This is a genomic window from Lentzea nigeriaca (assembly GCF_016907955.1).
Lineage (GTDB): Bacteria > Actinomycetota > Actinomycetes > Mycobacteriales > Pseudonocardiaceae > Lentzea > Lentzea nigeriaca.
Map to the genome: position 1 here is coordinate 60,447 of NZ_JAFBCX010000019.1, position 26,392 is coordinate 86,838.

At 68.6% G+C, this 26,392-nt stretch carries 31 protein-coding genes and 2 tRNA genes; 22 read left to right on the plus strand and 11 right to left on the minus strand.

The features are described from left to right. Nucleotides 1-8: 8 nt before the first annotated feature. A complete protein-coding gene (locus JOD27_RS38505; protein WP_204767295.1) occupies nucleotides 9-740 on the minus strand; it encodes a Type 1 glutamine amidotransferase-like domain-containing protein in 732 nt (243 codons plus the stop codon). A 60-nt stretch (nucleotides 741-800) separates the two neighbouring features. Between JOD27_RS38505 and JOD27_RS38510 the strand changes: the two genes are divergently transcribed. From JOD27_RS38510 to JOD27_RS38525, 4 genes are all read left to right on the plus strand, one after another. Next, nucleotides 801-1,466 carry a YdcF family protein gene (locus JOD27_RS38510; protein WP_307830577.1) on the plus strand — a complete coding sequence of 222 codons (666 nt, stop codon included), beginning with the start codon at nucleotides 801-803 and terminating at the stop codon, nucleotides 1,464-1,466. Beyond that, complete coding sequence (locus JOD27_RS38515; protein ID WP_204767297.1) at nucleotides 1,466-2,704, plus strand: deoxyguanosinetriphosphate triphosphohydrolase; 1,239 nt, start codon at nucleotides 1,466-1,468, stop codon at nucleotides 2,702-2,704. The genes JOD27_RS38510 and JOD27_RS38515 overlap by 1 nt, the downstream gene beginning before the upstream one ends. A 10-nt stretch (nucleotides 2,705-2,714) precedes the next feature. Then, complete coding sequence (locus tag JOD27_RS38520; RefSeq protein ID WP_204767298.1) at nucleotides 2,715-3,722, plus strand: serpin family protein; 1,008 nt, start codon at nucleotides 2,715-2,717, stop codon at nucleotides 3,720-3,722. A 79-nt stretch (nucleotides 3,723-3,801) separates the two neighbouring features. Continuing rightward, entirely contained in the window at nucleotides 3,802-4,320 is a 519-nt protein-coding gene (locus tag JOD27_RS38525; protein WP_204767299.1) for a DUF5753 domain-containing protein, read from the plus strand. Here JOD27_RS38525 and JOD27_RS38530 read toward each other — a convergent pair. Continuing rightward, entirely contained in the window at nucleotides 4,317-4,496 is a 180-nt protein-coding gene (locus JOD27_RS38530; RefSeq protein WP_030472123.1) for a hypothetical protein, read from the minus strand. The genes JOD27_RS38525 and JOD27_RS38530 overlap by 4 nt on opposite strands. Nucleotides 4,497-4,590: 94 nt before the next feature. Between JOD27_RS38530 and JOD27_RS38535 the strand changes: the two genes are divergently transcribed. Then, the gene (locus JOD27_RS38535) at nucleotides 4,591-5,148 is read left to right on the plus strand and encodes a carboxymuconolactone decarboxylase family protein (RefSeq protein WP_204767300.1); all 558 of its coding nucleotides are present in this window, start codon (nucleotides 4,591-4,593) and stop codon (nucleotides 5,146-5,148) included. A 4-nt stretch (nucleotides 5,149-5,152) separates the two neighbouring features. Then, complete coding sequence (locus JOD27_RS38540; protein WP_307830578.1) at nucleotides 5,153-5,965, plus strand: class I SAM-dependent methyltransferase; 813 nt, start codon at nucleotides 5,153-5,155, stop codon at nucleotides 5,963-5,965. A 70-nt stretch (nucleotides 5,966-6,035) separates the two neighbouring features. Here JOD27_RS38540 and JOD27_RS38545 read toward each other — a convergent pair whose 3' ends face one another. Next, complete coding sequence (locus tag JOD27_RS38545; RefSeq protein ID WP_307830579.1) at nucleotides 6,036-6,914, minus strand: sigma-70 family RNA polymerase sigma factor; 879 nt, start codon at nucleotides 6,912-6,914, stop codon at nucleotides 6,036-6,038. 35 nt (nucleotides 6,915-6,949) lie between these two features. On the opposite strand from JOD27_RS38545, the gene dnaG reads away from it, so the two are divergent. From dnaG to JOD27_RS38560, 3 genes are read left to right on the plus strand one after another with little or no spacing between them, the layout of a single operon-like run. Beyond that, the gene (gene dnaG / locus JOD27_RS38550) at nucleotides 6,950-8,839 is read left to right on the plus strand and encodes a DNA primase (RefSeq protein ID WP_204767301.1); all 1,890 of its coding nucleotides are present in this window, start codon (nucleotides 6,950-6,952) and stop codon (nucleotides 8,837-8,839) included. Then, a complete protein-coding gene (locus JOD27_RS38555) occupies nucleotides 8,839-9,330 on the plus strand; it encodes a hypothetical protein (RefSeq protein ID WP_204767302.1) in 492 nt (163 codons plus the stop codon). The genes dnaG and JOD27_RS38555 overlap by 1 nt, the downstream gene beginning before the upstream one ends. A gap of 40 nt (nucleotides 9,331-9,370) precedes the next feature. Next, complete coding sequence (locus JOD27_RS38560; RefSeq protein ID WP_204767303.1) at nucleotides 9,371-10,111, plus strand: trans-aconitate 2-methyltransferase; 741 nt, start codon at nucleotides 9,371-9,373, stop codon at nucleotides 10,109-10,111. Nucleotides 10,112-10,117: 6 nt separating this feature from the next. On the opposite strand, the gene JOD27_RS38565 is transcribed toward JOD27_RS38560, so the two are convergent. Next, on the minus strand, nucleotides 10,118-10,399 hold the full coding sequence (locus tag JOD27_RS38565) for a YtxH domain-containing protein (RefSeq protein ID WP_204767304.1): 282 nt from the start codon (nucleotides 10,397-10,399) through the stop codon (nucleotides 10,118-10,120). Nucleotides 10,400-10,543: 144 nt separating this feature from the next. Between JOD27_RS38565 and JOD27_RS38570 the strand changes: the two genes are divergently transcribed. After that, nucleotides 10,544-10,616 (plus strand) — tRNA-Asn (locus JOD27_RS38570). Between the two features lie 66 nt (nucleotides 10,617-10,682). Beyond that, on the plus strand, nucleotides 10,683-11,540 hold the full coding sequence (locus tag JOD27_RS38575; RefSeq protein WP_204767305.1) for an oxygenase MpaB family protein: 858 nt from the start codon (nucleotides 10,683-10,685) through the stop codon (nucleotides 11,538-11,540). Here the strand turns inward: JOD27_RS38575 and JOD27_RS38580 are convergent. Next, a complete protein-coding gene (locus JOD27_RS38580) occupies nucleotides 11,495-11,956 on the minus strand; it encodes a GNAT family N-acetyltransferase (protein ID WP_204767306.1) in 462 nt (153 codons plus the stop codon). The two genes, JOD27_RS38575 and JOD27_RS38580, sit on opposite strands and share 46 nt — an antisense overlap. A 104-nt stretch (nucleotides 11,957-12,060) precedes the next feature. On the opposite strand from JOD27_RS38580, the gene JOD27_RS38585 reads away from it, so the two are divergent. Together JOD27_RS38585 and JOD27_RS38590 are read left to right on the plus strand one after the other, a co-directional pair. Continuing rightward, nucleotides 12,061-12,138: transfer RNA gene (locus tag JOD27_RS38585), tRNA-Ile, on the plus strand. A 347-nt stretch (nucleotides 12,139-12,485) separates the two neighbouring features. Further along, a complete protein-coding gene (locus JOD27_RS38590) occupies nucleotides 12,486-13,127 on the plus strand; it encodes an HAD family hydrolase (protein ID WP_307830580.1) in 642 nt (213 codons plus the stop codon). 143 nt (nucleotides 13,128-13,270) lie between these two features. Here the strand turns inward: JOD27_RS38590 and JOD27_RS38595 are convergent, their stop codons facing one another. After that, nucleotides 13,271-13,837, minus strand: coding sequence for a TetR/AcrR family transcriptional regulator (locus JOD27_RS38595; RefSeq protein ID WP_204767308.1), 567 nt, complete (start codon nucleotides 13,835-13,837; stop codon nucleotides 13,271-13,273). A 110-nt stretch (nucleotides 13,838-13,947) separates the two neighbouring features. Between JOD27_RS38595 and JOD27_RS38600 the strand changes: the two genes are divergently transcribed. Together JOD27_RS38600 and JOD27_RS38605 are read left to right on the plus strand one after the other, a co-directional pair. Beyond that, the gene (locus tag JOD27_RS38600) at nucleotides 13,948-14,649 is read left to right on the plus strand and encodes an SDR family NAD(P)-dependent oxidoreductase (RefSeq protein ID WP_204767309.1); all 702 of its coding nucleotides are present in this window, start codon (nucleotides 13,948-13,950) and stop codon (nucleotides 14,647-14,649) included. A 43-nt stretch (nucleotides 14,650-14,692) separates the two neighbouring features. Beyond that, on the plus strand, nucleotides 14,693-15,553 hold the full coding sequence (locus tag JOD27_RS38605; RefSeq protein ID WP_204767310.1) for an exodeoxyribonuclease III: 861 nt from the start codon (nucleotides 14,693-14,695) through the stop codon (nucleotides 15,551-15,553). On the opposite strand, the gene JOD27_RS38610 is transcribed toward JOD27_RS38605, so the two are convergent. The 4 genes from JOD27_RS38610 to JOD27_RS38625 form a co-directional block, all read right to left on the minus strand. Continuing rightward, nucleotides 15,531-16,829, minus strand: coding sequence for a HAMP domain-containing sensor histidine kinase (locus JOD27_RS38610; RefSeq protein ID WP_204767311.1), 1,299 nt, complete (start codon nucleotides 16,827-16,829; stop codon nucleotides 15,531-15,533). The genes JOD27_RS38605 and JOD27_RS38610 overlap by 23 nt on opposite strands. Continuing rightward, nucleotides 16,826-17,497 carry a response regulator transcription factor gene (locus tag JOD27_RS38615; RefSeq protein ID WP_307830581.1) on the minus strand — a complete coding sequence of 224 codons (672 nt, stop codon included), beginning with the start codon at nucleotides 17,495-17,497 and terminating at the stop codon, nucleotides 16,826-16,828. Before JOD27_RS38615 ends, JOD27_RS38610 begins: the two co-directional genes overlap by 4 nt. A gap of 132 nt (nucleotides 17,498-17,629) precedes the next feature. Then, nucleotides 17,630-17,992 carry a hypothetical protein gene (locus tag JOD27_RS38620; RefSeq protein ID WP_204767312.1) on the minus strand — a complete coding sequence of 121 codons (363 nt, stop codon included), beginning with the start codon at nucleotides 17,990-17,992 and terminating at the stop codon, nucleotides 17,630-17,632. Between the two features lie 65 nt (nucleotides 17,993-18,057). After that, a complete protein-coding gene (locus JOD27_RS38625) occupies nucleotides 18,058-18,930 on the minus strand; it encodes an NsdA family TPR-like regulatory protein (protein WP_204767313.1) in 873 nt (290 codons plus the stop codon). Between the two features lie 159 nt (nucleotides 18,931-19,089). On the opposite strand from JOD27_RS38625, the gene JOD27_RS38630 reads away from it, so the two are divergent. Further along, nucleotides 19,090-19,449 carry a hypothetical protein gene (locus tag JOD27_RS38630; protein WP_239570922.1) on the plus strand — a complete coding sequence of 120 codons (360 nt, stop codon included), beginning with the start codon at nucleotides 19,090-19,092 and terminating at the stop codon, nucleotides 19,447-19,449. A gap of 15 nt (nucleotides 19,450-19,464) precedes the next feature. On the opposite strand, the gene JOD27_RS38635 is transcribed toward JOD27_RS38630, so the two are convergent. After that, nucleotides 19,465-20,241, minus strand: coding sequence for an STAS domain-containing protein (locus tag JOD27_RS38635; RefSeq protein ID WP_204767315.1), 777 nt, complete (start codon nucleotides 20,239-20,241; stop codon nucleotides 19,465-19,467). Between the two features lie 234 nt (nucleotides 20,242-20,475). Between JOD27_RS38635 and JOD27_RS38640 the strand changes: the two genes are divergently transcribed. The 6 genes from JOD27_RS38640 to JOD27_RS38665 all read left to right on the plus strand — a co-directional run bounded on the left by JOD27_RS38640 (nucleotide 20,476) and on the right by JOD27_RS38665 (nucleotide 26,361). Continuing rightward, nucleotides 20,476-22,656: an ATP-binding protein gene (locus tag JOD27_RS38640; protein ID WP_204767316.1), complete on the plus strand. Its 2,181-nt coding sequence runs from the start codon at nucleotides 20,476-20,478 to the stop codon at nucleotides 22,654-22,656. Between the two features lie 164 nt (nucleotides 22,657-22,820). Then, nucleotides 22,821-23,054, plus strand: coding sequence for a hypothetical protein (locus JOD27_RS38645; protein ID WP_204767317.1), 234 nt, complete (start codon nucleotides 22,821-22,823; stop codon nucleotides 23,052-23,054). 32 nt (nucleotides 23,055-23,086) lie between these two features. Then, complete coding sequence (locus tag JOD27_RS38650) at nucleotides 23,087-23,626, plus strand: TetR/AcrR family transcriptional regulator (protein ID WP_239571003.1); 540 nt, start codon at nucleotides 23,087-23,089, stop codon at nucleotides 23,624-23,626. Between the two features lie 134 nt (nucleotides 23,627-23,760). Then, nucleotides 23,761-24,912 carry a cytochrome P450 gene (locus tag JOD27_RS38655; protein WP_204767319.1) on the plus strand — a complete coding sequence of 384 codons (1,152 nt, stop codon included), beginning with the start codon at nucleotides 23,761-23,763 and terminating at the stop codon, nucleotides 24,910-24,912. 3 nt (nucleotides 24,913-24,915) lie between these two features. Next, on the plus strand, nucleotides 24,916-25,122 hold the full coding sequence (locus JOD27_RS38660; RefSeq protein ID WP_204767320.1) for a ferredoxin: 207 nt from the start codon (nucleotides 24,916-24,918) through the stop codon (nucleotides 25,120-25,122). A gap of 279 nt (nucleotides 25,123-25,401) precedes the next feature. Beyond that, a complete protein-coding gene (locus tag JOD27_RS38665) occupies nucleotides 25,402-26,361 on the plus strand; it encodes an NsdA family TPR-like regulatory protein (RefSeq protein ID WP_504739950.1) in 960 nt (319 codons plus the stop codon). Nucleotides 26,362-26,392: the final 31 nt, after the last annotated feature.

Consider the following 26,392-nt stretch of genomic DNA (forward strand, 5'->3'; position numbering starts at 1 on the left):
GTTCCGTGTCACAGGAGCCTGGTGTCGACCTTTTCCTCCTGAGCGGTTGCTGAAGACTCTTCCCTGACCACCACGTACGCGCCGGCGCCCTGCCGTTCCGAGACCGCCTCGACGAGCTCGGTGCCGCGGTACAGCAGGCCGACGCCGTCGTCGGTGCAGTAGGTCGTCGGCAGCTGTCCGGCGCCGACGGCCTCGTGGATCTTCGGGCGGCGCTGCGCCTCGGAGTCGTAGTGGACGCCGTTGCCGTAGGGCAGGAAGCCGAGGCCGTTCGTGACGATCCGGAGGTCCGGGCCGAACGAGTCGGTCGCGCCGCCCACGTGCCAGCAGATCGAGCCCGCCGACACGCCGCTGAGCACCACGCCCGCCTCCCACGCCTTGCAGAAGACCGGGCCGAGACCGTGCACCTCCCACACCGCGAGCAGGTTCGCGACCGAGCCGCCGCCCACCCACACGACGTCGTGCGAGAGCACGTAGCTCTCGAGGTCGTCGGTCGGCGGCATGGTGAAGAGGTTCAGCACCGAGACCTCGACGCCCGCGACGCTGCCCGCTTCCGTCATGTTGGCGTTCATGTGCCGCTGGTCGCCGCCGGCGGTGCCGACGTAGCAGAGCCGCGGCTTGCGGCCTTCCACGCCGGAGAGGTCCAGAGCGAAGTGGATCAGCTTGCCGAATTCGAGGAAGGTCCTGCGCCCCTGGCGCAAACCTCCGGAGGTGGCGAGGATCGTGGGCTGCTCAGCAGGCATGACGATGATCCTCGCAGGGGCGTCAACGCGACGCCCGCCCGGTCTGGAACCATGCAAAGGGTGCGGACCCCACCCCTCAAACCTCTGGCCAGGATTCGTCGCATCGTGTTGCGCCTGCTCTTCGGCGCGTTGATCGTCGGTGCGCTGGTGGTGGGCGGAACGGCGTTCCGCGTGTGGCAGGTCGCGCGGGTCGACGACTGGACCAAGGCCGACATGGCGATCGTTCTCGGCGCCGCGCAGTACAACGGTGTTCCGTCCGACGTGCTCGAAGCCCGGCTGGAGCACGCGCTCGGCCTCTTCAAGGAGGGCGTCGTCGGCTACATCGCGACGACCGGGGGCCGCCAGCCGGGTGACAACTTCACCGAGGGTCAGGTCGGCAAGATGTGGCTGGTCAAGCGCGGGGTTCCGGAGGACCGCGTGCTGCAGGTCGGCGAGGGCGCGGACACGCTGGGCTCGCTGCGCGCCGTCGCCTCCGTGGCCGGGGAACGTGGCCTTAAGACCGCCGTGATCGTCAGTGACCCGTGGCACTCCCTGCGCGCCCGCACGATGGCCGAGGACGCCGGGCTGGAGGCGTGGACGTCACCCACACGTGTCGGTCCGAACGTGCAGACGCGTGAGACGCAGTGGTTCTACATCAAGCGCGAGACCGGAGCGTTGCTGTACTACCGCTTGATGAAGGCCCACGCCGGAGTGTTCGACGAGCTCAAGCTCCCTAAAATCGGGTGATGGGGTACACCGGCCACGACGCGGAGCGTTTGCTCATCGAGGAACCGAAGATCGCCGTGCTGCCGGGCGCCCGCACCGACATGCGCACACCGTTCTCCCGTGACCGCGCCCGTGTGCTGCACTCCGCGGCGTTGCGCCGGCTCGCGGGCAAGACCCAGGTCGTCGGCCCCGGCGAGGGCTCCGAGGTCACCGGTGTCCCGCGCACCCGGCTCACCCACTCGCTGGAGGTCGCGCAGATCGGCCGCGGCATCGGCGAGGAACTGGGCTGCGACCCGGACATCGTCGACACCGCCGGACTCGCGCACGACATCGGCCATCCGCCGTTCGGGCACAACGGCGAGAGAGCGCTCGACGAGCTCGCCGGCCCGTGCGGTGGCTTCGAGGGCAACGCGCAGACGTTCCGCATCCTCGCCCGCCTGGAACCCAAGTCCGCTCACGGCCTCAACCTCACTCGCGCGGTGCTCGACGCGTCGACGAAGTACCCGTGGCCGCGCACGCCGGGCACGGTGAAGTTCGGCGTGTACGACGACGACCTGGAAGTGTTCGAGTGGATGCGTGCGGATGCACCGGACTGTGAGCGGTGCATCGAGGCGCAGGTGATGGACTGGTCCGACGACGTGGCGTACTCGGTGCACGACGTCGAGGACGGCGTCCTGGCCCACCGCATCAGCCTCGGCGCGCTGGCCCGTCCCGACGAACGTGCCGCCATCGCCTCGCTCGCGGCCAAGACGTTCTCAGAGGAATCCGTCGCCACACTCGAAGCCGCCGCCGAGGAGCTGCTGAAACTGCCCGTGATCGCCTACTGGACCGAGCACGAGTACGACGGCTCTCTCGGCGCCCAGGTCGCGTTGAAGAACCTCACCAGCGAACTGGTCGGCCGGTTCGCCTCGGCAGCGGTCACCGCGACCCGCGAGGTCCACGGCGAAGGGGCCCTCACGAGGTACAACGCCTCGTTGGTGGTCCCACGGCAGGTCGTGGCGGAGGTGGCGCTGCTCAAGGCGATGGCCGTCCGGTACGTGATGAGCGATCCGGCCCGTCTCGCCATGCAGGCCGAGCAACGCGAGCTCATCGCCGACCTCGTCGCCCGGCTGATGGAGCGGCCGACGCTGCTAGACCCGGCGTTCCGCCCGTTGTTCGCGGCCGCTTCCTCTTACGCCGCACGGCTTCGCGTCGTCGTCGACCAGGTCGCGCTGCTCACCGACGCGCAGGCCGTGGCCAGGCACCGCGCATCGGCGTAGGTTCGAAGGCGTGACCGACCAGGCCCAGTTCGCCCTGACCGTGCACCGCGTCGCCGTGCCGGATCCGTCGTCCAACGCCTGCTGGTCCCCGTTCTCGGTGGCGAGTGCGCTCGCTCTCGCGCAGGAGGCCGCCCGCGGCGAGACCCGTGCCGAGCTCGACCGGCTGCTGGCGGGCTTCGACCCCTCCGACGCGCTCGACGTGCCGGAACTGGCTGTCGCGAACACGTTGTGGGCCGACGACGACCTGACGCTGAACCCGGACTTCTCGCTCACGAAGTCGGTGCGCCGCACGGCGTTCTCCGACTCCACGACGGTCCGCAAGCTCGTCAACACCGATGTCGCAGAGACGACCCGCGGCCTGATCCCCGAACTGCTGACGAGCCCCCCGCCCCCGGACGCCGCCGCGATCATCGTCAACGCCCTGTACCTCAAGGTGGGCTGGCTGAACCCGTTCTCCTCCTGGGAGACGGCCCGGAAACCGTTCCACGCCCCCGGCGGTGACGTGGACGTGCCGACGATGAAGGTGACCGAGAAGTTCCGCTACGCCCGCCACGACGGCTGGCAGACGGTCGTGATGCCCGCGGCGTCCGGCGTCGAGGCCGTGATCCTGCTGCCGGACACGTCGCTGGAGCAGCCGCTCGAGGTGTCGGTTCTCGAGGCGAGCGACCGGACCAACCTCGAGCTCTCACTGCCCAAAGTGGACATCCGGGAGAAGTTCCAGCTGAAAGGCGTGCTGGAACAGCTGGGGGTGCAGCGCATGTTCGCGCGCGACGCCGACTTCAGCGGCCTCTCGCCGGACGAGCGGCTGTTCGTCGACGACGTGCTCCACGAGGCTGTGCTGCGGCTGGACGAGGAGGGCCTGGAGGGCGCGGCGGCCACCGCCGTCACGTTCCGGACCGTGTCGCTCGAGATCCCGACCGAGCCGATCGTGGTGAACGTCGACAGGCCGTTCCTGCTCGCGGTCCGGCACGCGCGCTCGAAGGCCGTCTACTTCCTCGCTCAAATCGCCCGTCCGTGAGCGATTCGCGCGACCGTTCGCCCTGATGGGCGACCGTTTCGCGCGGCGAGATCATGATCATGCCTTTACCGTTCCAGCCATGACCCAGCACGGTGCAGGCGAGCAGCTCGTCGTGCTCGCGGCGGCCGGCGCCACGCAGATCACGTGCTTCAGCGGCGTCACCGTTCCCGTCCTGCTGAGAACCGAGTGCTACGCGAAGGCGCTGGCCGGCGCGCTGGGCTTCACCCCCGCACCGGAGCTGCTCCCCGACGGGGTGCTGCCCCGGTGCGTGTTCTTCATCCACGAGTACGCGTTGCGCACCGTGGTGGGGAACGACCGGCTGATGGAGGACCAGGTCCTGCACCTGCTGTTCCACGCGCCGTCGATCAGGATCGTGCCCGCCAGCACCGGTGCGGCCGGAGCGGTCGGACTGGACTACGCGCTGATCGAGTACGACCACGAGCCGCCGCTCGTCTACCTCGCGAACTGGGTGCTCGCCAGTGACGCGGCCACCGTCGAACGGGCCGTGCTGATCTTCCGGCGCATGCACGCCATCGCGCTCGACAACGAGCGGTCGCGTGACCTGCTGATGGACTACGTGGCCGTGTACGACCGCTAGTTCGGGGTGTTGCGACGCAGGAAGAGTCGCATTCCGTCCTCGCCGGGCAACGCGCACAGCAGCAGGCGGACGTTCTGGTGACGCACCGGCACCGCACACGAGTCGCCTGCCAACAGCGTTCCCGCCAGCAGGCCGGCCGACTCGTGATCGATGTCCAGCACGAAGTCGTTGCTCATGCGAGGACCCTATGAGGTGGCAGGCTCGCAACCCAGTCACCCAAAGGTGTCACGTTCTCTGTCACGTTCCGCGGCCCTGCCCCGTCCACAGGTCATGACGAGGATCAAGGGAGTCACCAAGAAGGACGCCGGCCTGCTCACCAAGGCCGTGTACTGGTTCGCGCGGCGCGAGTTCGGGGCCGTGCCCGAGCCGGTCACGGTCATGGCACACCACCCGAAGCTGATGATCGCGAGCGCCCGCCACGAACTGGCGGTCAAGAAGGCGGTCCACGGGCCGTTGTTCGAGCTCTGCGTCTACCGGACGGCCGTGAAGCTCGGCTGCTCGTGGTGCGTCGACTTCGGCGCGATGCTGATGAAGCACGGAGGCCTGGACATCGAACGGCTGAAGCACATCGACTCGTACGCCACCTCACCGCTGTACACCGACATCGAACGCAAGGCGCTGGCGTACGCCGACGCCATGACCGACACGCCGATCAGCGTCACCGACGAGCAGGTCGCGGAGCTGGAGAAGTTGCTGGGACGCAAGGAACTCGTCGCGCTGACCTACCAGATCGCGCTGGAGAACCAGCGCGCGCGGTTCAACAGCGCGTTCGGCATCAAGGACCAGGGATTCACCAGCGGCGACGCCTGCCGCGTCCCGGCACACTAGAAGAGTGGAGAAGATCACCCTGACGGGTGCCCAGGAGACCATGCTCGCCACGCTGTACGGCAGGGCGCTGGACAGCGGGCGGGCGACCTCCGTGCTGCGCGACGACGAGGCGAAGCGTGCCGTCGACCGCATCGACTACGACTTCGCGAAGACCGGGATGACCACGACGACAGCGGTCGGCGTGGCCATCCGCGCCAAGGTGCTCGACGACTGGACTCGCGAGTTCATCCGGCGCAACCCGACGTGCACGGTGCTGCATCTCGCGTGTGGCCTGGACACGCGCGCGCATCGCATCGAACGGCCGGACACCGTGCGTTGGGTCGACGTCGACATGCCGGACGTCGTTGCGTTGCGGCGCAAGCTGTTGCCGGAGCCGTCCGGCGACTACCGGCTCGTGGCGTCGTCGGTCACGGAGGAGGCGTGGCTGGCCGAGGTGCCCGCGGATCGTCCGGCCGTGGCGGTGTTCGAGGGCCTCTCGATGTACCTCACGCGTGCGGAGGGCCACGCGTTGATCAGAAGGATCACCAGCCGGTTTTCCAGTGGTGAGCTGCTGTTCGACGTCTACGGCTCGTGGGGGATCAAGCTGCAGAAGCTCGTTCCGGCCGTGCGCAACGCAGGTGCGACGCTGCACTGGGGCGTCGACGACCCGCGCGAGGTCGAGGCGCTGCGTCCCGGACTGACCACTGTGGACGCCTGGCGAAGCGTGGACCTGCCGCACCTGGCCGCGTTGCCCAGGTCCGGCAGGATCCAGATGAAGGTCGTCAGCGCGATCCCGAAGCTCAGGGACGTCGGGAAGCTCTTGCGGTTGCGGTGGTGATCAGGACTCGATGACGAAGTCGAACCTGGGAAACGTTAGCGTCGAAACGGTACCGGGAACCAGTAATGGTCTAGACCAAGAAGTCCACGTGGCCGAGCTTGTCCGGGTTCGCGATGTCGTAGACCGCGAGGATCTTGCCGTCGTGCACGGTGAACGTCGTGACGCGCGGCGTCATCTCGCCCTGCGCCGCGATGACGACGCCGAGGTCGCCGTTGACCTGCACGGGCCGAATCTGCGGGAAGTCGTCCTCGAAGCCGTACTTGCGGATGAGCCCGAAGAAGAAGCGGGCGATCTTCTCCGCGCCCGCGATCGTGTTGACCGCCGTGCGGACCTTGCCGCCACCGTCGCCGATCATCACCGCGTCCGGGTGCAGCAGGCCCAGCACCGCGTCGATGTCGCCGCCAGCCATGGCGCTGAGGAACTTCTCCAGCACCTCCTGCTGTTCGGCGAGCGCCGCGCGGGGTGGTGGCTCCGCGCCCGCGACGGCCTTGCGGGCGCGGGAGGCGTGCTGGCGCGCGGAGGCCTCCGAGACGCCGAGTGTGTCCGCGATCTCGTTGAACGGCAACGAGAACGCGTCGTGCAGCACGAACGCGACGCGCTGCTCGGGAGTGAGCCGGTCCAGCAGGACCAGCGCCGCCATGCGCACGCCGTCGGACCGCACCACCGACGCGAGCGGGTCGTCGGCCTCGCCGGTGGTCAGCAGCGGTTCCGGCAGCCACGAGCCCACGTAGGTCTCCCGGCGCACGGCCGCGGAGCGCAGCCGGTCCAGGCAGATGCGGCTCACCACGGTCGTGAGCCAGCCGCGGACGTCCCTGATGCCCTCGGCCGCCGAGAACCGCAGCCAGGCCTCCTGCACGGCGTCCTCGGCGTCGGCGACGCTGCCGGTCAGCCGGTACGCCACGCCGACGAGATGGGCTCGGTGGAGTGCGAAGTCGTCGGCTGCGGTCACGGTTGGCAGTTTGCCAGGGGATTAGACTCGGGGATGTGGCAGGACGCATCAGGGAGAGCGACATCGCATTGGTGCGTGAGCGCAGCCGCATCGATGAGGTCGTCGGCGACCAGGTTTCACTGAAGAGAGCCGGCGGAGGCGCACTCAAGGGGTTGTGCCCCTTCCACGACGAGAAGACGCCCTCGTTCAACGTGCGCCCGTCGCACGGCACGTTCCACTGCTTCGGCTGTGGCGAGGGCGGCGACGTGATCGCCTTCGTGATGAAGGTCGAGCACCTGTCGTTCGTGGAAGCCGTCGAGCGGCTCGCGGACCGTGCGGGCATCCAGCTCACCTACGAGGGCGGCGGCGTCACGATCCAGCGTGATCGGGGCACGCGCAGCAGGCTCATCGAGGCGCACAAGCAGGCCGCCGAGTACTACGCCGAGCAGCTCGCCTCACCGGAGGCGCAGGCGGCGCGCGAGTTCCTGGCGGAGCGCGGGTTCGACGAGGCCGCGGCACGGCAGTTCGGCTGCGGTTTCGCGCCCGGCGGCTGGGACAAGCTCACGAAGCACCTGCTGGGTCGCGGTTTCGAGCTCACCGAGCTGATCAAGGCGCAGCTCACCAAGGAAGGCCGCCAGGGCCCGATCGACCGGTTCCACCGGCGGTTGCTGTGGCCGATCAAGGACATCGGCGGCGAGGTCGTCGGGTTCGGCGCGCGGCGGATCTTCGACGACGACCCGATCCAGGCGAAGTACCTCAACACCAGCGAGTCGCTGATCTACAAGAAGTCGCAGGTGCTGTTCGGGCTCGACCAGGCCAAGCGGGAGATCGCGAAGCGCAAGCAGGCCGTCATCGTCGAGGGCTACACCGACGTGATGGCGATGCACCTGGCCGGCGTGCCGACCGCGGTCGCGTCGTGCGGCACGGCGTTCGGCACCGACCACATGAACGTGCTGCGCAGGCTGCTGATCGACGACGACGTGAACGGCGAGGTCATCTTCACCTTCGACGGCGACGAGGCGGGCCAGAAGGCCGCGCTGAAGGCGTTCGAGGGGGAGCAGCAGTTCTCCGCCCAGACCTACATCGCGGTGGCGCCGGACGGCATGGACCCGTGCGAACTGCGGCAGGCCAAGGGCGACGTCGCGGTGCGCGACCTGGTGGCGCGGCGCACGCCGTTGATCGAGTTCGCGATCAAGGCGCAGCTCAAGGCGTACGACCTCGACTCGGTGGACGGCCGCGTCGAGGCGTTGAAGAAGATGGTGCCGTTCGTCGCGCAGATCAAGGACCGCGCCAAGCGGGACGGCTACGCGACGCGGCTCGCCTGGTGGGTGGGCTGGGACGACGAGGCCATGGTCGTGCGGCGCGTGCGTCAGGTCGCCGGTGGCAAGGCGCCGGTCGTCGCCGCTCAACGAGTCGACCCGAACCAGATGGCGTTGGGAGTCGAGGTCGACGGACCGCCGCGGCCCAACCCGCGCGACCCGCGGCTCGTGCCAGAGCGCGAGGTGCTCAAGGTCGCGCTGCGGCTGCCCGAGTACGCCGGTCCGCTCTACGACTCGCTGCCGGACGAGGCGTTCACCGAGCCCGCCTACGTGGCGCTGCACCGGGCGATCCGCGACGCCGGTGGTGCCTCCTCCGGGCTCGCGGGCACGGCCTACCTGGACGCGATCTCGCAGGCGTGCTCGCACGCGTCGGTGCGGTCGGTGCTGACCGAGCTCGCGGTGGAACCCTTGGCCGTCAAGCAGAACGACGAGTTCCGCTACGCGTCGATGGTGATCGCGCGGCTGCAGGAGGTGCAGGTCGGCAGGCAGGTCGAGGACGTGAAGTCACGGCTGCGGCGACTGTCCCCGATCAAGGACGCCGACGAGTACCGGGCGCTGTGGGGCGACCTGGTGGCGCTGGAGGAGTACCGCAAGGCGCTCCTGCAGCAGAGCGCAGGAGTGCTGTAGTGGGGCTGTTCCGCCGGTTGTTCGGCTCGGGTGCGCCGGACGGGTTCATCGGGTCGTTGGAGCCCGACGAGACCGTGATCGCTCACGCGCCCGTGCAGGACGGTCATCTCGTCGTCACGTCGCTCGGGCTGTGGGTGCCGGGGCCGCGGCGGATCGGCTGGCACCTCATCAGCAAGGTGAAGTGGGAGGGCGCGCTGCGGGTCGTCGAGGCGCAGGAGGCCGGGCTGGAAGGCTCGGTAGTGCTCCTCGAAGACCTTCCGGTGCAACGGTTCGCGGTGCAGGAGCCCGGCCGGGTGCTGCGGGCGATCAGCCAGCGCGTCGAGGGCTCGATCCGGCACAGGGAGCGCGTCGAGTCGCCCGGCGTGTGGATCCTGCAGCGCAAGATTCCCGGCCGTGACGGCGTCGTGTGGCAGGCGCGCGGGGATGCCGGGGTGGATCTGGCTGACGTGCGGGTCGCCGTGGCGGCGTTCGCAGCGAGGCTGTCGCACTAAAAGGCTGGCGGGCTAGCAGTACGCGTGTACTGTTAGCCGTATGTGGGACCCGGCGCAGTACCTGGCCTTCGCCGATCACCGGGCGCGGCCGTTCTATGAACTCGTGGCACGCGTGGGGGCCGCGGAGCCTCGCCGCGTGGTGGACGTGGGCTGCGGGCCCGGAAATCTGACCGCGTCGTTGTCCTCGCGGTGGCCGTCCGCTGTCGTGGAGGCGTTCGACTCGTCGTCCGAGATGGTCGAGGCCGCCCGCGCCGCGGGCGTGGATGCTCGCGTCGACGACGTGACGACCTGGGAACCGTTGCCGGACACCGATGTCGTGGTGTCCAACGCGGTCCTGCAGTGGGTTCCGTCACATCCCTCGATCGTGTCGAAGTGGACCGGGGCGCTCCCGGTCGGCGCGTGGCTCGCCTTCCAGGTGCCCGGCAACCACGCCGACGCGTCGCACCGGCTCATCCGCGAGGTCGCCGGACCGTCGCTGGCGCACGTCTTCCGGTCGGAGAAGCCCGTTCTGGAACCCGTGGAGTACGCCGAACGGCTGGCGGACTGCTCCTCTGTGGACGCCTGGGAAACCACGTACGTGCAGCGGCTCTCCGGACCCGATCCCGTGCTCGAATGGGTTAGTGGCACGGCTTTGCGGCCGGTGCGCGCGGCACTGTCCTCATCGGACTGGGAGGCCTACGTGGCGGAACTGGCGCCGCGGCTGCGCGAGGCGTACCCGGCGCGAGCCGACGGCACGACGTGGTTCCCGTTCAGGCGGATCTTCGTGGTGGCGCAGGTGTGAAGATCGTCACGCCCGAGGTGTCCCGGAGGGAGTGACGGGCCGTCCGTTGGCCTCCTCCTGGTGCCGCCACGGAGCCTTCTCGGCGGCCTTCTCCGCAGCGTCCGCGGCGAGGTCTTTCGCCTGGTGGGCGGCCTCGAACGCCTTGTCCTTGGCTTGGCTCGCCGTCCGGCGCACCGTGGGGTTCTCGATGAAGCGGTGCCACAGGCGCACGATCTGGTCGTAGCGCTCCCGTCCGGCCTTCGCGCCGAGCACGTAACCGATCGCCGCGCCGACCAAGATGCCCTTCATGCGGGTCTCCTCTCACATCGTGCCTGGTCAGGACCCATCTTGCCGCAAAGTGGGGGGTGGTTGCAGAACCCGTTTTGAGGCTCATGTAGAGTTACCCACTGTCAGGAGGAACCAAGCCTGACAGGCAAGAACACAACAGAACATTCCCCCATAGCTCAATTGGCAGAGCATGCGACTGTTAATCGCAGGGTTACTGGTTCGAGTCCAGTTGGGGGAGCTTCCCAGACCCTAGTCATCCAACTGGGGTCTTTTGGTTTCGGGGGCTGTGCGTGACTTTGGGTGCATGCCCCGGTTCACGAACCTCCGCCGCATCTCGTCGTTGGACCCGCTGGCCGACCACGAGGAGATCATGAGGATCTCCTCCGGCCTCGAGTTCCCGTGGGACTACCAGAAGTCGCTGGAGCTGGCTCTGTTCCGCACGTACTGCGTTCCGACGATCTCGGGCCTGCTGGAGCGCACCGGCGAGTTCGAACGCCGCCCGCAGAAGCGCTACGACGACACCGCGGTGCTCATGGCGGAGCTCGTCGAGCACGGCTATGACTCACCGCGCGGCCGTGAGGCGCTGCGGGTCGTCAACCGCCAGCACGGCCGTTACGACATCTCCAACGACGACATGCTGTACGTGCTGTCGACGTTCATCTACGACCCGATCGACTGGCTCGGGCAGTACGGCTGGAGGCCGTTGACGCGCAACGAGGAGCTGGCCGCGTTCCACTTCTACCGCGCGGTCGGCTCCCGCATGGGAATCCGGGACATTCCGGCGGACTTCGACGTGTTCCGCGCCTTCAAATCGGCCTACGAACAGCAGCACTTCGTGTTCGCGCCGTCGAACCGCCGCATCGGCCAGTACACGCTCGACCTGTTCTGCTCGTGGTACCCGCCGGTGCTGAAGCCGGTGGTCTCCAGGGCCGTGGTCGCGATGCTGGATCCGTTGATGGTCCGCGCGTTCGGCTTCGACGCACCGCCCGCCTGGGTAGGGGTGCTCGGGCGGCTCGCGTTGCGCGTGCGGGCACTGGTGGTGCGCCGGATGCCCGTGCGGAGGGCCCTGAAGCTCACCAGCACGCCCAACCGCACGTACCCCGGCTATCCCGCCGGCTACCGGCCGTCGGACCTCGGGGCGATCTCCAGCACCGCGCCCTGACCGTTGAGCGTGAACCCCATGGCCTTGAGGAACTCGTTGCCGGGCTTGAAGTCCGTGAGGCTCACGTGCACGTGCGTGATCTCGGGGTAGCGCTCGGTGAGCGCCCTGGCCATCTCCCTGCCGATGCCCCACCTGCGCAGATCCTTCGGAACGAGGAAGAAGCCGATGCTGGCGTGGCCCGGCGACGGGTGGTCCAGCACCAGGTCGACGAACCCGATCATGCCCTGCGCCTCGGCGACCAGCAGCTGCTTCTGCTCGAACCGCGTGCCCTCCGGCAACGCGTAGAAGAGACTCTGCACGTCACCGGGCCCGGACGGATGACCCATGGCAGCCTGGAACCAGTCGTCGCAGTAGGCGAACAGCCGCAGCACCTCGGGCTCGTCCGCCGGGGTGAAGTCGCGGAGGGTCAAACGCACGCGTGCAGCCTATGTGTCGCTCGCCACGGGGGCGCGCAAGGCCCGTTCGGCGTGATCGGTATCCTCCACCACGCAGCGTTAGCGGCTCTCCCCGCCGCTGCGAGGGGGCAGTAGCTCAACCGGTCAGAGCAGCAGACTCATAATCTGTCAGGTTGTCGGTTCGAATCCGACCTGCCCCACCAGACTGACCAGCACGGACAGGCCGTGCTGCGGAGCTGGCTCGCCTCCCCCCACGGTGAAGGGTCTGGCAGCAGCCCAGCAGGCGCGATAGGTCGTTTCGTGCCTTCAACGTGGCAACTTCTGTGCTGCCGATGAATCCGGTCGACCCGGCGATGCCGTTGCTCCTGCTCGACCTGCTCTTGGGTGCAGCTCGCTGCCGATCGTCGTGACCGAGCGCCTTCGGCGGATTGAAACGTCGGACTTCGCCCTGGTCTCGTGACACTGTTGGATGGCGCCCGAGTCCTGCGACCCTCGCAACGCGAAGATCGACGGGCCGCTCACCTGTGGGTGATCGAGGAGGACGAGGGCAGTGAAGCGCTACATATTGTTCGATCACGACGGCGTTCTGGTGGACACCGAATTCTGGTACTTCCAGGCGGGAGCACGCGCTCTCGCCGAGATCGGTGTGATCCTGGACAAGGATCAGTACCTCAGCGACATGGGCCAGGGACTGGGAACCTGGGCCCAGGCCAAGGCGGCAGGTGTCGACGAGCACACCATCGGCAGGCAGCGCGCGGTCCGGGACGCCTACTACCAGGAGTACCTGAGAACCGAGTCGATCGAGATCGAAGGCGTCGTCGAGACCCTGGCCGAACTGTCGAAGTTCGTCCGCATGGCTGTCGTGACTACCGCGAAGCGCGCGGATTTCGACATCATCCACGAGAAGCGCAGGATCAGTCAGTTCATGGACTTCGTCCTTGCGCGCGAGGACTACACGCTCGCCAAGCCGCACCCGGAGCCGTACCTGACCGGCCTGGATCGGCTGGGGGCGAGCAGGGAGGAAACTCTGGTCGTCGAGGATTCGGCACGGGGGCTTCGCTCGGCGGTTGCCGCCGGTATCGACTGCGCCGTCGTCCACAATGAATTCACGAAAGGGCATGATTTCTCCGGAGCCCGCTACCGGATCCGGACCCTGGCGGAACTGAAGGAAACCATCCTGAATTCAAAATGAGGGCCTGCGCAGTGCAGGGCGGAGTCTGCTGTCGTCGCCTCCCCTGAGATCTTCGGGGATGGCTGCACCTCGTTTCGGCACCTGCTGTTCCGGCGGCCGCCGGCCGCGACTCCGGTCAGCGCGAGTCCGCGTGTCTGGAGCGCTCAGCCCGTCGCGTTGACCTTCAAGCCTTCCACGTAGATGGACAGGAAGCGCTGCCACTCCTCCGGCGAGTCCCTGATGACCTGGGCCATCGCCCTGGTCAGCGTGGCCATGTCCGCGATCGAGTAGTCGGGGCGGAGCACCCCGGCCTCGACCGCGCGCGTGATCAGGATTTCGGCGTGGCCCGCTCCCCGGTGGCAGGCCGAGACGATCTCCGGGGCGTCGGGCAGGTCGCGGGCCAGGACGTCGTTGAGGCCGCGGTCCTGGGCCTGCAGGGCGTAGAGGTCGTCGAGGTAGCCGGCGAACGCGTGCCACGGGTCCGGGTCGGCCAGGGCCTTCGCGCCGATGTCGTCCAGGGCGGCGAGGCGTTCGGGGAAGATCGCCGCCACGAAGTCCTCGCGGGTCGGGAAGTGCTTGTAGAGGGTGCCGATGCTGACCTCGGCGCGGCGGGCGATGTGTTCCAGCGGGACGTCGAGGCCGCGTTCGGCGAACAGGTGCGCGGCCGCCGTCAGCAGCTTCTCGCGGTTGCGTGCCGCGTCCGCACGCAGGGGCCTCGACGCGGTGACCATGTGCGGATCCTACTCAGCGGCTAAGTCGAGGGTGCCCTCGAATTTTGTGGTAGCGTCGGCGACGGTAAGTCGAGGGTGTCCTCGAATTAGCGTCGGAAGGGTGAAACCTCATGTCTCCCACCGCGGTTGTGGTTGGTGTTGGTCCTGGGCTCGGCATGTCGATGGCGCACCGGTTCGGTCGTGAGGGGCACGACGTCGTGCTGGTCTCACGCGGCAGCGAGCGGCATCCCGGCTACGTCGCCGCGCTCGCCGAGGCGGGGGTGAAGGCGCGGGCGTTCGCGGTCGACGTGCGGGACCGGGAGAAGCTGTTGTCCACTTTGGACCAGATCGGGCCGGTCGACGTCGTGTACTACGGGCCTGGTGCCACCGATCTGAGCGAGGTGCCCGTGGAGATCACGTCGACCACCTCGGACGAGGCACGGGTGGCCATGCGGTGGCTCTACCCGGCCATCGACATCGTCGGGCACGTGTTGCCCGGCGTGATCGAACGCGGCGGTGGTCTGCTGTTCGCCGGTGGGCTCAGTGCGGTGCAGCCGATGCCGGTGCTCGGTGCGCTCGCCCTCACCGCGGCCGCGTTGCGCAACTACGCGTTGACTCTCAACGCGGCGCTGGCCGACAAGGGGGTGTACGCGGGCACGCTCACCATCGGTGGCGTCGTCGAGCGCGGTGACATCCACAAGCTGGTGGCGAGCAGGCCCGAGCAGTTCGGGGACCTGGCCGGGCACACGCTCGACCCCGACGAGGTCGCGGAGACGGCGTGGCGGATGTTCGTCAAGCGGGACCGTGCTGAGGAGGTGTTCTCGGTCCTCTAGCGCGTCGATGCGAGCTTGAGCCTCGGTGACTACGGTTGAACACGTGCGAGTGGCGACGTGGAACGTGAACTCGGTCAAGCAGCGCGTGCCGAGGCTCCTGCCCTGGCTGGACCAGCGCAAACCGGATGTCGTGTGCCTGCAGGAGACCAAGCTCGCCGACGAGGCCTTCACCGCCCTGCTCGGCGAGGCCCTGCGCGAGCGCGGTTACGAGGTGGCGCTGTTCGGCGAAACGCAGTGGAACGGCGTGGCGTTGTTGTCGCGCGTCGGCTTGGACGACGTCGCGGTCGGGGTGGCCGGGGCGCCGGGCTTCCCGCACGTCGAGGCACGCGCCGTGGCCGCCACGTGTGGTGGGGTGCGCGTGCATTCGCTGTACGTGCCGAATGGTCGTGAGCCCGAGTCCGACCACTACAAGTACAAGCTGGAGTGGCTCGCCGCTCTGCGCGATGTCCTGAAGACCGGGCCCGAGGACGCCGTGGTGTGCGGTGACATCAACATCGCGCCCACCGGCGCGGACGTCTTCGATCCCGAGGCCTACATCGGGCAGACGCACGTCACGGAGCCCGAACGTGCCGCGCTGCAGGCGATTCAGGCGCTCGGGTTCCACGACGTGGTGCGGGACCGGTGGCCCGACGAGCGGATCTTCAGCTACTGGGACTACCGGGCCGGGATGTTCCACCGGGACCTGGGGATGCGGATCGACCTGATCCTGGCGACCACTTCCGTCGCGTCGCGGGTCAAGGCGGCGTGGATCGACCGGCACGCGCGGAAGGGGACCGGGCCCAGTGATCACGCGCCGGTGATCGTCGACCTCGACGAGGCGCCGGACGGCGACATCGGGCCCGTGGTGCCGCCGCCGTCGTCGCCGGGGGCGAAGAAGAAGGTCAAGCTGCCCCAGGCAAAGTGACGGTGAAGGCGGCCCCGCCCTCCGGCGCCGGCCCCGCCGAGATCGTGCCACCCATCCGCGTCACCAGCCCGTGTACCAGCGCGAGCCCGACCCCGGTGCCGACCGGCCGCGAGTCCTGGTACCGGGCGTGCAGCACACCCCGGTCGAACGCCACCGCATAGTCCTCCGGCGCCAGCCCAGGCCCGCCGTCGCGCACCTCCAGCACCGACGAGAGGGCGAGCACGACGGGGCGGCCGGCGGGGGTCACGCGCAGGGCGTTTTCCAGCAGGCCGTCGATGACCTGGCGCAGGCGGCGGGCGTCGGCGTGCACGACGGGCGTGGCCGATACCTCCAGGGAGAAGGCGACGCCGCGGGCGTGGCAGCGGGCGCGCCAGACGTCCGCGGCTGAGCGCACGACCGGTTCCAGGGCCACCGGGGCCATGTCCAGGCGGAAGTCGTCGGCGCCCAGGCGGGCGAGGTCCAGGAGGTCGGTCACCAGGCGGTCCAGGCGGCGGGCCTCGTCGAGGATCACGGTGCCGACCGGGGCCACCTGGGGGCCGGAGACCACGCCGTCCGCCAGGGATTCCGCGAAGCCCGTCACGGCGGTCAGCGGGGTGCGGAGCTCATGGGAGACGGAGAGCAGGAAGTCGCGTTGGCGGGATTCGCTGCGCTGCAGGGCATCGGCCAGTTCGTTCACGGACGTGGCGACCTCGGCCAGTTCGTGGGGGCCTGACACCGGGACGCGGAGGTCTCGGCGGCCCGCGCTCATCGAGTGGGCCACGGAGGCCACTCGGCGCAGAGGCCTGGCCAGGAACGTGCCCAGGGCCAGGCCCGCCAGGCAGGCGACCACGAGGCCGACGGCCAGGGCGAAGATGATGTTGCGGACCAGTTTGCGGTAGGTGTTGCTGGTCTCGGTTTCCTGCACCAGGGCGAAGCCGCCGGCTCCTGACGGGCGGGCTTCCACGTTCAGGCGGCCGCTCACGCCGGAGACGGGCCCGCCGTTCAGCACTCGTTCGGCGTGGACCTCGCGGGCCGCGCGCACCGCGGCGCGGTCGGAGCCGGAAACCTCGCCGGCGGAAGAGATGCGGACGATCGCGATGCCCTGGCCCTGGAAGATCTGTTCGACGCGGTTGTTGGAGATCTGGCCCGACGCCACGTCGGCCTGGTTGCGCAGGATCTCGCGGCTCACCTGTTGCGAGGTCGAGAGCACCAGGCGGCTCGACACGACACCGGCGACGAGGACGGCGACGAACGCGACTCCCAGGCACAGCAAGGCGATCCGTACGGCGAGGTTCATGACGCGTCCGCCGAGTAGCCGACGCCGCGCACCGTCCTGATTGGACTGGAAGCACCGAACTTGGCTCGCAGCTGGGCGATGTGGACGTCGACCGTGCGGGTGCCCGCCACGGAGGCGTAGCCCCACACGGCGCTGAGGAGCTGTTCGCGCGAGAACACCTGGCGGGGGTGCTTCATCAGATAGGCGAGCAGGCCGAACTCCGTTGAGGTCAAGGACACCTCGGAAGAACCGGCGAACGCGCGCCGTTCGCCCACGTCGATCCGCACCGAACCCACCTGCAGGACTTCCGAGACGACGCCGGAGGAGCGACGCAGGACCGTGCGGACGCGCAGAGCCAGTTCGCGCGGGCTGAAGGGTTTGGTGATGTAGTCGTCGGCGCCCAGTTCCAGGCCGAGCAGGCGGTCCACCTCGTCGTCGCGGGCCGTCACGAACAGCACCGGGGTCCAGTCGCCCGCGGCACGCAGCGCGCGGCAGACCTCGATGCCGTTCATGCCCGGCAGGCCCACGTCCAGGACCACGGCGACGGGCGACAACGAACGGACCGCGGCCAGTGCCGCGTCCCCCGAGGACTCGACGCGCACGCCGAAGCCGTCGCGCCGCAGGTACAGCGCGACGAGTTCGGCGATCGCCGGTTCGTCCTCCACGACGAGCACCAGGCCACGTTCCACGCGTTCACCCCGGCTGGTTGATGTCCGACTCGATGCTGTTCAGCGTTGATTCCACATCATCGAGGTCCGACACCGGCGCCTCGCCCCGGCACGCCGTCAGCGACACCACCAACAGCGCCAAAGCAATCCACCTCACTTCGACCCGCAGTGCTCGGACTTGAACTTGGCCACCCGCTCTGCCGCCTTCGACAGCTTCGCGAGCTGCGCGTCCCGCAGCTTCAGCCGGGCGTCCAGCACGTCGGCACGGGCCGTGTTGCCGGCCGAACGGGCGTCGGCCGCCTTCTGCTCGATCCACTTCTTCGAGCCCAGCGTCTCGGGGCTGCCGTTGATCCGGTCGGTCAGCGCCTTCACCCGCGCCTCGACCCGCGGCACCCGCTGCGAGCAGATCTTCTGCACCTTCTCGGGGCTGATCGTGATCGGTTCCTGCGCGGACGCGGTTCCCGCGCCCAGCAGCAGCATCCCGGCCACGAGCCCACCGATTCGCAAAATGTTCATGGCACAGAACGATGACCGAGCACCATCAGGGCCGAGTCCGCCGAATGTTCGGGTTCTGCAAAGACTCAGCGCAACGAGACCCCGCGCGCGGCCGCGGCCTGCATCATCGGCCGCATCCGGTCCCACACCCGTTCGGACCGCAGCCCTTCCGCGGCGCTGATCGCCTGCATCGCCACGGTCTGGCCCTGGTCGTCGTCGCCGTCCAGGAAGTGGCACGAGGCCAGTGCGATCAGGCAGAACGTCCAGCTCCGCGCCATCGCCGGGCCGAACCCCTCGATGGCCTCAGCCAACGCGGGAATGGCCTGGCGGGTGTCGCCGAGCTCGGCGTAGACGATGCCGATCATCGCCTTCAGGTCGGTCTCGTCGTGGAACCTGGCCCAGTCCGGCACGTGCGACAGATCTGCGCGCGAGAACGCGTCCTGCGCCTTGCCCAGCGCACGCAACGCTTCCGCTGAACGGGCCTGACGCGCGTAAGCCCATGCCTCGTTCGAATGCATGATGCTCGACGCCAACGGTGCGAAGGCACCCCTCTGGAAGTACGCCAGCGCATCGCCCGGTGCGCCGTGATGCAGGTGCACGCGCCCACGCCGGTAAACGATGTTGGTGGTCAGGTCCTCGTCGTGCCGCGCGAATTCGAGAGCGCGGTCGAAGTGGTGATACGCCGCCCCGACCTGGCCGCTGTCGAACGACGTCCACCCGGCCAGGTTGTGCAAATCGGCGACGGCGGACAACAGCCGCGAACGCACGACATCGGAAGCCGATGCCGCCAGCAGCTGCTGCGCCCAGTAAATCCGTACGACGACGGCGTCCCGGCACGCCCCGCCGCCGTACTGGTAGTCGACCGACCTCAGCGAATGCGTCTGCGACTCCAGCTGTTCCACATCGCTCATCCCGATGCGGGCGGAGTGCGGGGGAGGGAAGTACGCAGGATCAGCCATCAGGAATACCTCTGCGCCGCGTCGTCTGAACCCGAGAGTAGGGCGCACACGACGGTGTGAGAAGAGGGTTCCGTGTCGAATGGAATTCGGCATAACGTGTGATTAGACAGGTATTAATGCGGGTATACCTGACGCTGCCGTCGGAGCATGGTTCTAGCCATGTGGCGACGCGCGCACCTGCGGCTGGTGACCTCCTCCGAGGCCGAGAACGCGACCTTGACGGCTGTTCTCGGCGCGGAAGATCTGGCCGAGGAGCTCGGCCTCGACCCGCACACCCGAGTGACCTGCGGACTCCATCGGTGCTGGTTGCACCAGTGCGTGGCCTCGCCGGACCATGTCATCCCCCTCACCGGCCACCGCTGGTGCCGCCCGTGCGGCAGCCCCCTGGACGTGTTCGTCGACGAGACGACCGCGCGCCTCTGCTGTCCCAGGTGCGGCACGGGCACCCCGGACACGGCGGCGAATCGCCAGGTCGTCAGGGCGTGCCGTACCAGCATCGCGGCGGCCCACGCCCAGTAGAACGACCCGGAAGTCTTAAGCCTGGTGGGTGAAGGCGGCGGCATCGTCGAGATAGCTCGGGGGTCGTTGGCTGTCCTCCGGTACGTCGAGCAACGCCCAGATGATGTGCCGCCCTCCCCCGGCAGGCGTCTCACCCATGGTGAAGTTGCAGACGGCGATGGAAGCAACGTTGCGCCGCATGGTGTGCCATTGCCTGAGGTCGAGGCGTGTGGTCGTGCGCACGGCGACGGACATCTTGTCGTTTCGCATGCGCAGCAGCAGCGCCAACGCACTGTCGTCCTCGACGTGCGAAACCAGCTCAACTGCCACCTGTGGCGCGACGTCGAGCAACGACTGGACGCCCCACCGTTCGCACGCGCGCTCGGTGATCCGTTCTGCCACGTGCGGCCCGCAACGGCACGCCGGCAGCGCCGCGTCCACTCTGTCCTCGTAACGCAACCGCACCACGGCGGCCAGCGCGGCCGCGGTCGTGGAGTACATCGGGATGTGCCGGGGGAGTCCGCGCGACTCCAGCGCAGACCTCAGCCGGTGATCACCGACGACGAGGCTCAGCGAGATGCCCGGCCAGCGCGCCGCGGACAGCCACACGACGTCGAACACCACGAGCAGCGCGGGTGACTCGGCGACGAGGTCGTCGAGCTCCACCACCACGCCGGTGAGCTCCCTGGTGGCGCAGTCGAGCAGCACGTCCTGCACCCGCATGTACGTTGACCAGCCGAGTCCGCCGCTGAACCGGACGACGAGCACGCCGTTCTGCTCGCGGACGTCGACCTCGAGGCTGTCACCGGCCATGATCGTTCCTCCCGCAGGCGCGTCCCCGACCGTCAAGCGTGGCAACGCGACCATGTGCGCCCTAGGGGGTAACTACCCGTGTTTCGCCGTTGGTACCTCCGGGGGACCGCGTTGCAGTTGGAGATCGCGCCGACCTAGGGTGCGGCTGTGGGCGGTTCGCTTTCCCCAGGTCGCAAAGGCAATTTGCCTGCCGACACAACCAGTTTCGTCGGCCGCAGGCACGACGTCACCGAGGTGAGGAGGCTCCTGTCGGAGTCCCGCCTCGTCACCCTCACCGGTGTCGGTGGTGTCGGTAAGACCCGGCTGGCGCTGCGGGCGGCCGCCGAGACGCAGAGAGCTTTCCTCGACGGTGTGTGGTTCGTCGAACTGGCCGGCGTCACCGACCAGGAACTGGTGGTGCACACGGTTCTGGAGCAACTGGGCGTGCACGACGACACCGTTCGCCAGCACCGCACCGTCCTCGTGGAACACCTGCGCGACCGCCAGTCGCTGATGGTGCTCGACAACTGCGAGCACGTCATCGAGGCCACCGCCACTCTCGTGGACGCGTTGCTGCGCGGCGTTCCCGGGCTGCGTGTCCTGGTCACGAGCCGCGAACGGCTCGGCGTCGACGGCGAACACCTCTGGCAGGTCGCACCACTTCCGCAGGACCCCGCGCTGACCCTGTTCGCCGAACGGGCCACGGCCGTCGAGCCCGGATTCGCGGTCGACGCGCGCAACCACGACGAGGTCACCCGGATCTGCGCGTTGCTGGGCGGTATCCCGCTCGCCATCGAACTGGCCGCCGTGCGCCTGCGCGTGCTCACGCTGGACCACCTGCTGTCCAGATTGGACGACACGTTCAAGGTGCTGGGCGAGGGCAAACGCGGCGGCGACCCGCGTCACCAGACGCTGCAGGCGGCCGTGGACTGGAGCTTTCACCTGTGCACCCGGTCGGAGCAGATCCTGTGGGCACGCGCGTCGGTCTTCTCCGGCACGTTCGACCTGGAGGCCGCGGAACGGGTCTGTTCGGGCGACGGCGTCGCGTCCGGGGACGTCATGCGCTCGCTCTTCGGCCTCGTCGACAAGTCGGTCGTGATCGCGGAACAGCACCCGTGCGGCACCCGCTTCCGGCTGCTGGAGCCGTTGCGCCAGTACGGCTTGGAGAAACTGCGCGGCGCCGGCCGCGAGCCGGTCCTGCGGAAACGGCACCGCGACCACTTCATCGAGTGGGCCGAGCGGCGCGAGAAGGAGTGGTTCGGCCCCGCCCAGCCGCAGATCTTCGCGCTCACCCGGCTGGAGCACGCGAATCTCCGTTCGGCCCTGGACTTCTGCTTCGAGCAGGACGGCGACCGCGCGGTGCATCTGGCGGCGACGTTGTGGTTCTACTGGGCGGGGTGCGGCATGCTCGGCGAGGGCCGGCACTGGCTCGACCGGGCGCTCGGCGATGCCAAACCGGGTCCGGAGCGGGCGAAAGCGTTGTGGGTGAACGGGTACGTGGCCACGCTGCAGGGCGACCTCACCGCGTCCGCGTGGATGCTGGAGGAGTGCCGGCAGTACGCCCTGTCCGTGCACGACCCGAGCGCGCTGGCCTACTCGACGCACCGGCTGGCGTGCGCCCACCTCGTCGGCGACGACCTCGACCTGGCAGAGCGGCTGTTCGAGGAGGCCATCGACCTGTACCGCGACCAGGGCACCGTCAACAGTCACACCATGCTGGCGGGCATCGAGCTGGCGATCTCCGCGACGTTCCGGCACGACTTCGCCGCCGCCGAACGACTCTGCGTGGAGGCGAAGTCCGTCGGCGAGCAGCACGGCGAGCTGTGGGCGCAGGCATACGCGATCTACGTGCTGGCGTTGTGCGCGTGGGTCAGCGGCGACTTCGCGCGCGCCGACCGGCTCGGCCGCGAGTGCCTGCGGATCAAGCGGACGTTCCACGACCTGCTCGGCATCGTGCTCGCGATCGAGGTGCTGGCCTGGATCGCGGCCTCGCGGGGCAACGCGGTGCGCGCGGCGACGTTGCTGGGCGCCGCCGGCGAGATCTGGCAGTCGGTCGGTTATCCCATGTTCGGTTCCCGGCACTTCGGCGCACCGCACGGCGAGTGCGAGGCCGCGACCATCTCCGCGTTGGGCGAGCAGGAGTTCCGCGCGCTGTTCCGCAAGGGCATGGACCTCGAGCTCGAGGACGCCATCTCGTTCGCGATCGGCGACGAGCTGGTCGAGGAGACCCCGGTGATCGCCGCGCCCACCCCGTTGACCAAGCGCGAGCAGCAGGTGGCGGACCTGATCGCCGGTGGCAAGTCGAACAAGGAGATCGCGGCCAGCCTGGTGATCGCCCGCAGGACGGCAGAGGGCCACGTGGAACGGATCCTGCAGAAGCTCGGTTTCACCTCACGCGCTCAGATCGCGACGTGGGTGACGGAGAGGCGCAACTAGGCGATGCACGGGATGCCGTCGTTGGCGGTGGTGGAGGCGGTGCGGTGGTCAGTTCGGTGACCTTCGCCCGTGGTCGACGACGGCTCGACCGACGGCACCGGTGACCTCGCCGAGGAGCTGCGCCGGCAGCACCTCGAGTATTGCGCCGGGTCCAATCTGGACAGGTGTTCCTGCTGATGCGGACGGCGAGCGCGGGCTACGCGCCGAGGCTCGACGGCGAGTCGCTCAAGCCGTTGTGGGCCTATCCGCTGCAGCAGTTCGTGTACCGGCAGCTGACGTACGCGGTCGTGATCCAGTCGCTGATCACCGCGTTGCACGGCACGCAGTTGCGGTGGATGTCGGTGCGGAGGACGGGTCTTCTCACGGATGCTCCCGGCGGTACGGTGCACGTCACCTAACCCCCGATCGGCAAGGAGCACGGGTGGGTCGCATGCCTTTGGACGCGCCGGAGCGTCTGCGGGAGGTCTTCGCCGCCGTGCTCGACGTGCTGGCCGAGGTCGGCTACGCGCGGTTCAACATGGATCTGGTCGCCGGCCGGGCACGCGCGAGCAAGGCGAGCCTGTACCAGCGTTGGCCGTCGAAGGCGCGGTTGATCACGGAGGCGTTGAAGGCGAACCTGCCCGAACTGGCGCAACCGGACGAGGGCACGTTCGCCGAGGACGTCCGGCAGATCATGCGGTCGTGGAGCGAACCGTCGCCGTTCGACACCGCCGGGATCTTCCTCGGGTTGCTCGAGGGCAGCCGTCAGGACGCCGATCTCGCGTACCTGCGCGAAGAGCACGTCGACCGCGCCTACACGGCACCCCTCCAGGTCGCCGTCGATCGGGCGAAGGCGCGCGGAGAGCTGCCGCCCGACCTCGACGCCGGCATCCTCATCACCGCTCTGGTCTCGACCTTCGTGCTGCGTTCCGACGAGCAGGGTGTCACGGACAGCATCGTCGACGGCCTGGTGAGACCGCTGATCGGCTGAGCTGAACCAAACGACTCGTCAAGCCGTAGTGGCTGCGCTACGTTCGGTCATGGTTTCAAAAGAACAGTTCTGTTCTATTGAGGGGAACTCCCGTGACTGAAGCAGCCGTTTGCCCAGTCCCACACGAGAACCGCGTGCATCCGCTGGGTGCGCCCGCAGGCTTCGAGGAAGCCGTCAGCAACGGCCCGGTGAAGATGATCTGGCCCAACGGGGTGCAGGCCTGGGTCATCAGCAGCTACGCCGGCGTCCGCCAGGTGCTGTCGGACAAGCGTTTCAGCTCGATGAGGGAGGGCGGGCCGGAGATGCGCACCGAGGGCGAGCCCATCCTCGGCCTCAAGCAGCCCGGCAACATGAACTCGATGGACGGCGAGGAGCACCTGCGGCTGCGTCGTCCGCTGTCGCGGGCGTTCATGGTCAAGAAGATGAACGAGATGCGGCCGCGCATCCAGCAGATCGTCGACGACCACCTCGATGCCATGGAACGCCAGGGCGCGCCCGCCGACCTCGTCTCGGCGCTGTGCCTGCCGGTGCCGTCGCTGGTGATCGCCGAGCTGCTGGGCGTCTCGCCGGAGCACCAGGAGCTGTTCCAGTCCACCGCTCGGGAGATGTTCGGCAAGAACGGCTCCAAGGAGGTGTACGACGCGAAGGCCGCGGAGCTGGGCGAGGTGCTCGCCAAGGTCGCGGACGAGAAGAGGGCGTCGGGTACGACCGACGACATGATCGGCCTCATGGTCAACGAGACCGACTTCGACTCCGAAGAGCTGATGAGGCTCGCCATTGGTCTGCTCGCGGCCGGCCACGAGACGACGTCGAACTTCTTCGGCCTGTTCGCGCTCACCCTGTTCGAACGGCCCGACCAGCTGGAGATCCTGCAGCGCGACCCGAGCCGCGCCGACGTGATGGTCGAGGAGCTGCTGCGCTACACGATCGGCCGCCTCGGTGGCGCCGGGCTCTCGCGCAGGGCCGTCGAGGACGTCGAGGTCGACGGCGTGACGATCAAGGCCGGCGAGTGGGTGACCGTGACGCTCCGGGCCAACCTGGAGGAGGCGTTGTGCCCCAACGCCGGCGAGCTCGACCTGGAGCGCAAGGCGGTGGCGCATCTCGGGTTCGGCTTCGGCCCGCACCAGTGCCTCGGTGCCAATCTCGCCCGCACGGAGCTGCAGATCCTGCTGCGCTCGCTGTTCACCCGGTTCCCGAACGTGCGCCCGGCGATCCCCGTCACGGAGATGGAGTTCCGCGAGGACTCGATCACCTATGGCGCCGCGGCGATCCCGGTGGTGTGGTGAGCGATGCCGAAGAGTGCGACGGTCCGGATAGACCAGACGAGGTGCATCGGATCGGGGCAGTGCGTGCTCGCCGCACCGGACGTGTTCGATCAGTCGGATGACGACGGGCTCGGCGTCGTGCTGGTGCCCGAACCACCCGCGGACCTGCTGCCGGGCGTCCGTGACGCGGTGGACCGGTGTCCCGCCGGGGTGGTGAGCCTGGAAGAGTGACTTGATCGGCCGTTCCGGTGAGGTGTCATCACCGGAAATTGATTCAGTTCATTTTCGGTGACACCTCGTTGGCCCCTTTCCGATCACGCTGTCCGTCCAGAATCGTGGGCGCGACCACCACGGCGTTGTGGTGGGCGCGCCCGCGTGCCCGGGGAGAGCCGAAAGACCCTTCCCGACCTGGCCGAACAGCGGGATGGTGACGGCGGCGCGGTGAGTACCGACGGTGTGTAACGGGTACCTGTTACAGCGGGTGTCCGGCGCACGTCAGGAGGGCCAGCTATGTTCAACGGCGATGCGTTTCCAGCTCGCGTGGACAAAACGGACGTGCGGCATGTGGAAACGCTGACGAGCGCACTTCGGGCACTCGATTACGAATACGGTGGAGGCGCCTGCCGGGACGCCTGCGTCGCGTTGTTGAACTGGGCGAACCCGCTGCTCGACGCCGGCTCGTCCGGACGGGTGCTGCACCGGCTGCAGGTGGCCATCGCGGACCTGCACAACCTGGCCGGTTGGGCGTCGTTCGACATGGGCCTTTTGGAGTCGGCGCATCTGCACTTCGGCCGTGCGATGGGCCTCGCGCGTGCGTCGGGCAACAGCGCGTTGGAGGCCAACATCTACTACCGGATGGGTCGCGTGCATCTGCACTACGAACTGGCTGAGGACGCGTTGGCGTCGTTCCAGCGCGGTTTGCCCATCGCGCAGTCCAGCGGTTCGACGCTGGCCGTGTCGATCCTGCACGCCAACGAGGCGTGGGCGTTCGCGAAGATGGGCGCGGAGAGGCAGGCGTTGCGCCAGTTCGCGCGTGCGGAGGAGGAGTTCGACCGTGCGGCGAGCGAGGAAGCACCGCCGTGGGCGCGCTTCTTCGACCTGGCGGATCTGGTGTCGATCGGCGGGATGGTCCACACCGAACTCGCACGCACCTGCGACGTCAAGTACGCGCGGTCCGCGATCCCGCTGCTGACCAGGGCGATCTCGTCCGGGGGAGAGGACGCGTCCCGCAGCCAGTCGTTCCGGCTCGCGGCGCTCGCCGTGAACTACCTGGTGCAGAACGAGCCCGAGCATGCGCGGGAGGTCGGGGAACAGGCGATCGCGGTGTCCGGCCCGATCCGCTCGGCCCGCACGCGGGACCGGATGCGGCCGCTGAAGCAGGAGGCGGAGCGGTTGCGCGGCAACGAGGCCGCGGACGAGCTGTCGTCGCGCCTGGGAGCGTTCATGACGTCGTCACAGGGAGCAGCCTGATCTGGAAGGCGCCACCGGGACCCGAGGAGAG

What these genes read in the sequence shown, in the direction of transcription:
- JOD27_RS38505 (WP_204767295.1), bottom strand. Translation starts at nt 740, where the DNA reads ATGCCTGCTGAGCAGCCCACGATCCTCGCCACCTCCGGAGGTTTGCGC.
- JOD27_RS38530 (WP_030472123.1), bottom strand. Translation starts at nt 4,496, where the DNA reads ATGAGCAACGACTTCGTGCTGGACATCGATCACGAGTCGGCCGGCCTG.
- JOD27_RS38535 (WP_204767300.1), top strand. Translation starts at nt 4,591, where the DNA reads ATGACGAGGATCAAGGGAGTCACCAAGAAGGACGCCGGCCTGCTCACC.
- JOD27_RS38620 (WP_204767312.1), bottom strand. Translation starts at nt 17,992, where the DNA reads ATGAACATTTTGCGAATCGGTGGGCTCGTGGCCGGGATGCTGCTGCTG.
- JOD27_RS38635 (WP_204767315.1), bottom strand. Translation starts at nt 20,241, where the DNA reads ATGGCCGGTGACAGCCTCGAGGTCGACGTCCGCGAGCAGAACGGCGTG.
- JOD27_RS38600 (WP_204767309.1), top strand. Translation starts at nt 13,948, where the DNA reads ATGTCTCCCACCGCGGTTGTGGTTGGTGTTGGTCCTGGGCTCGGCATG.
- JOD27_RS38575 (WP_204767305.1), top strand. Translation starts at nt 10,683, where the DNA reads ATGCCCCGGTTCACGAACCTCCGCCGCATCTCGTCGTTGGACCCGCTG.
- JOD27_RS38630 (WP_239570922.1), top strand. Translation starts at nt 19,090, where the DNA reads ATGTGGCGACGCGCGCACCTGCGGCTGGTGACCTCCTCCGAGGCCGAG.
- JOD27_RS38625 (WP_204767313.1), bottom strand. Translation starts at nt 18,930, where the DNA reads ATGGCTGATCCTGCGTACTTCCCTCCCCCGCACTCCGCCCGCATCGGG.
- JOD27_RS38525 (WP_204767299.1), top strand. Translation starts at nt 3,802, where the DNA reads ATGACCCAGCACGGTGCAGGCGAGCAGCTCGTCGTGCTCGCGGCGGCC.
- JOD27_RS38665 (WP_504739950.1), top strand. Translation starts at nt 25,402, where the DNA reads ATGTTCAACGGCGATGCGTTTCCAGCTCGCGTGGACAAAACGGACGTG.
- JOD27_RS38565 (WP_204767304.1), bottom strand. Translation starts at nt 10,399, where the DNA reads ATGAAGGGCATCTTGGTCGGCGCGGCGATCGGTTACGTGCTCGGCGCG.
- JOD27_RS38660 (WP_204767320.1), top strand. Translation starts at nt 24,916, where the DNA reads ATGCCGAAGAGTGCGACGGTCCGGATAGACCAGACGAGGTGCATCGGA.
- JOD27_RS38610 (WP_204767311.1), bottom strand. Translation starts at nt 16,829, where the DNA reads ATGAACCTCGCCGTACGGATCGCCTTGCTGTGCCTGGGAGTCGCGTTC.
- JOD27_RS38650 (WP_239571003.1), top strand. Translation starts at nt 23,087, where the DNA reads ATGCCTTTGGACGCGCCGGAGCGTCTGCGGGAGGTCTTCGCCGCCGTG.
- JOD27_RS38515 (WP_204767297.1), top strand. Translation starts at nt 1,466, where the DNA reads ATGGGGTACACCGGCCACGACGCGGAGCGTTTGCTCATCGAGGAACCG.
- JOD27_RS38560 (WP_204767303.1), top strand. Translation starts at nt 9,371, where the DNA reads ATGTGGGACCCGGCGCAGTACCTGGCCTTCGCCGATCACCGGGCGCGG.
- JOD27_RS38595 (WP_204767308.1), bottom strand. Translation starts at nt 13,837, where the DNA reads ATGGTCACCGCGTCGAGGCCCCTGCGTGCGGACGCGGCACGCAACCGC.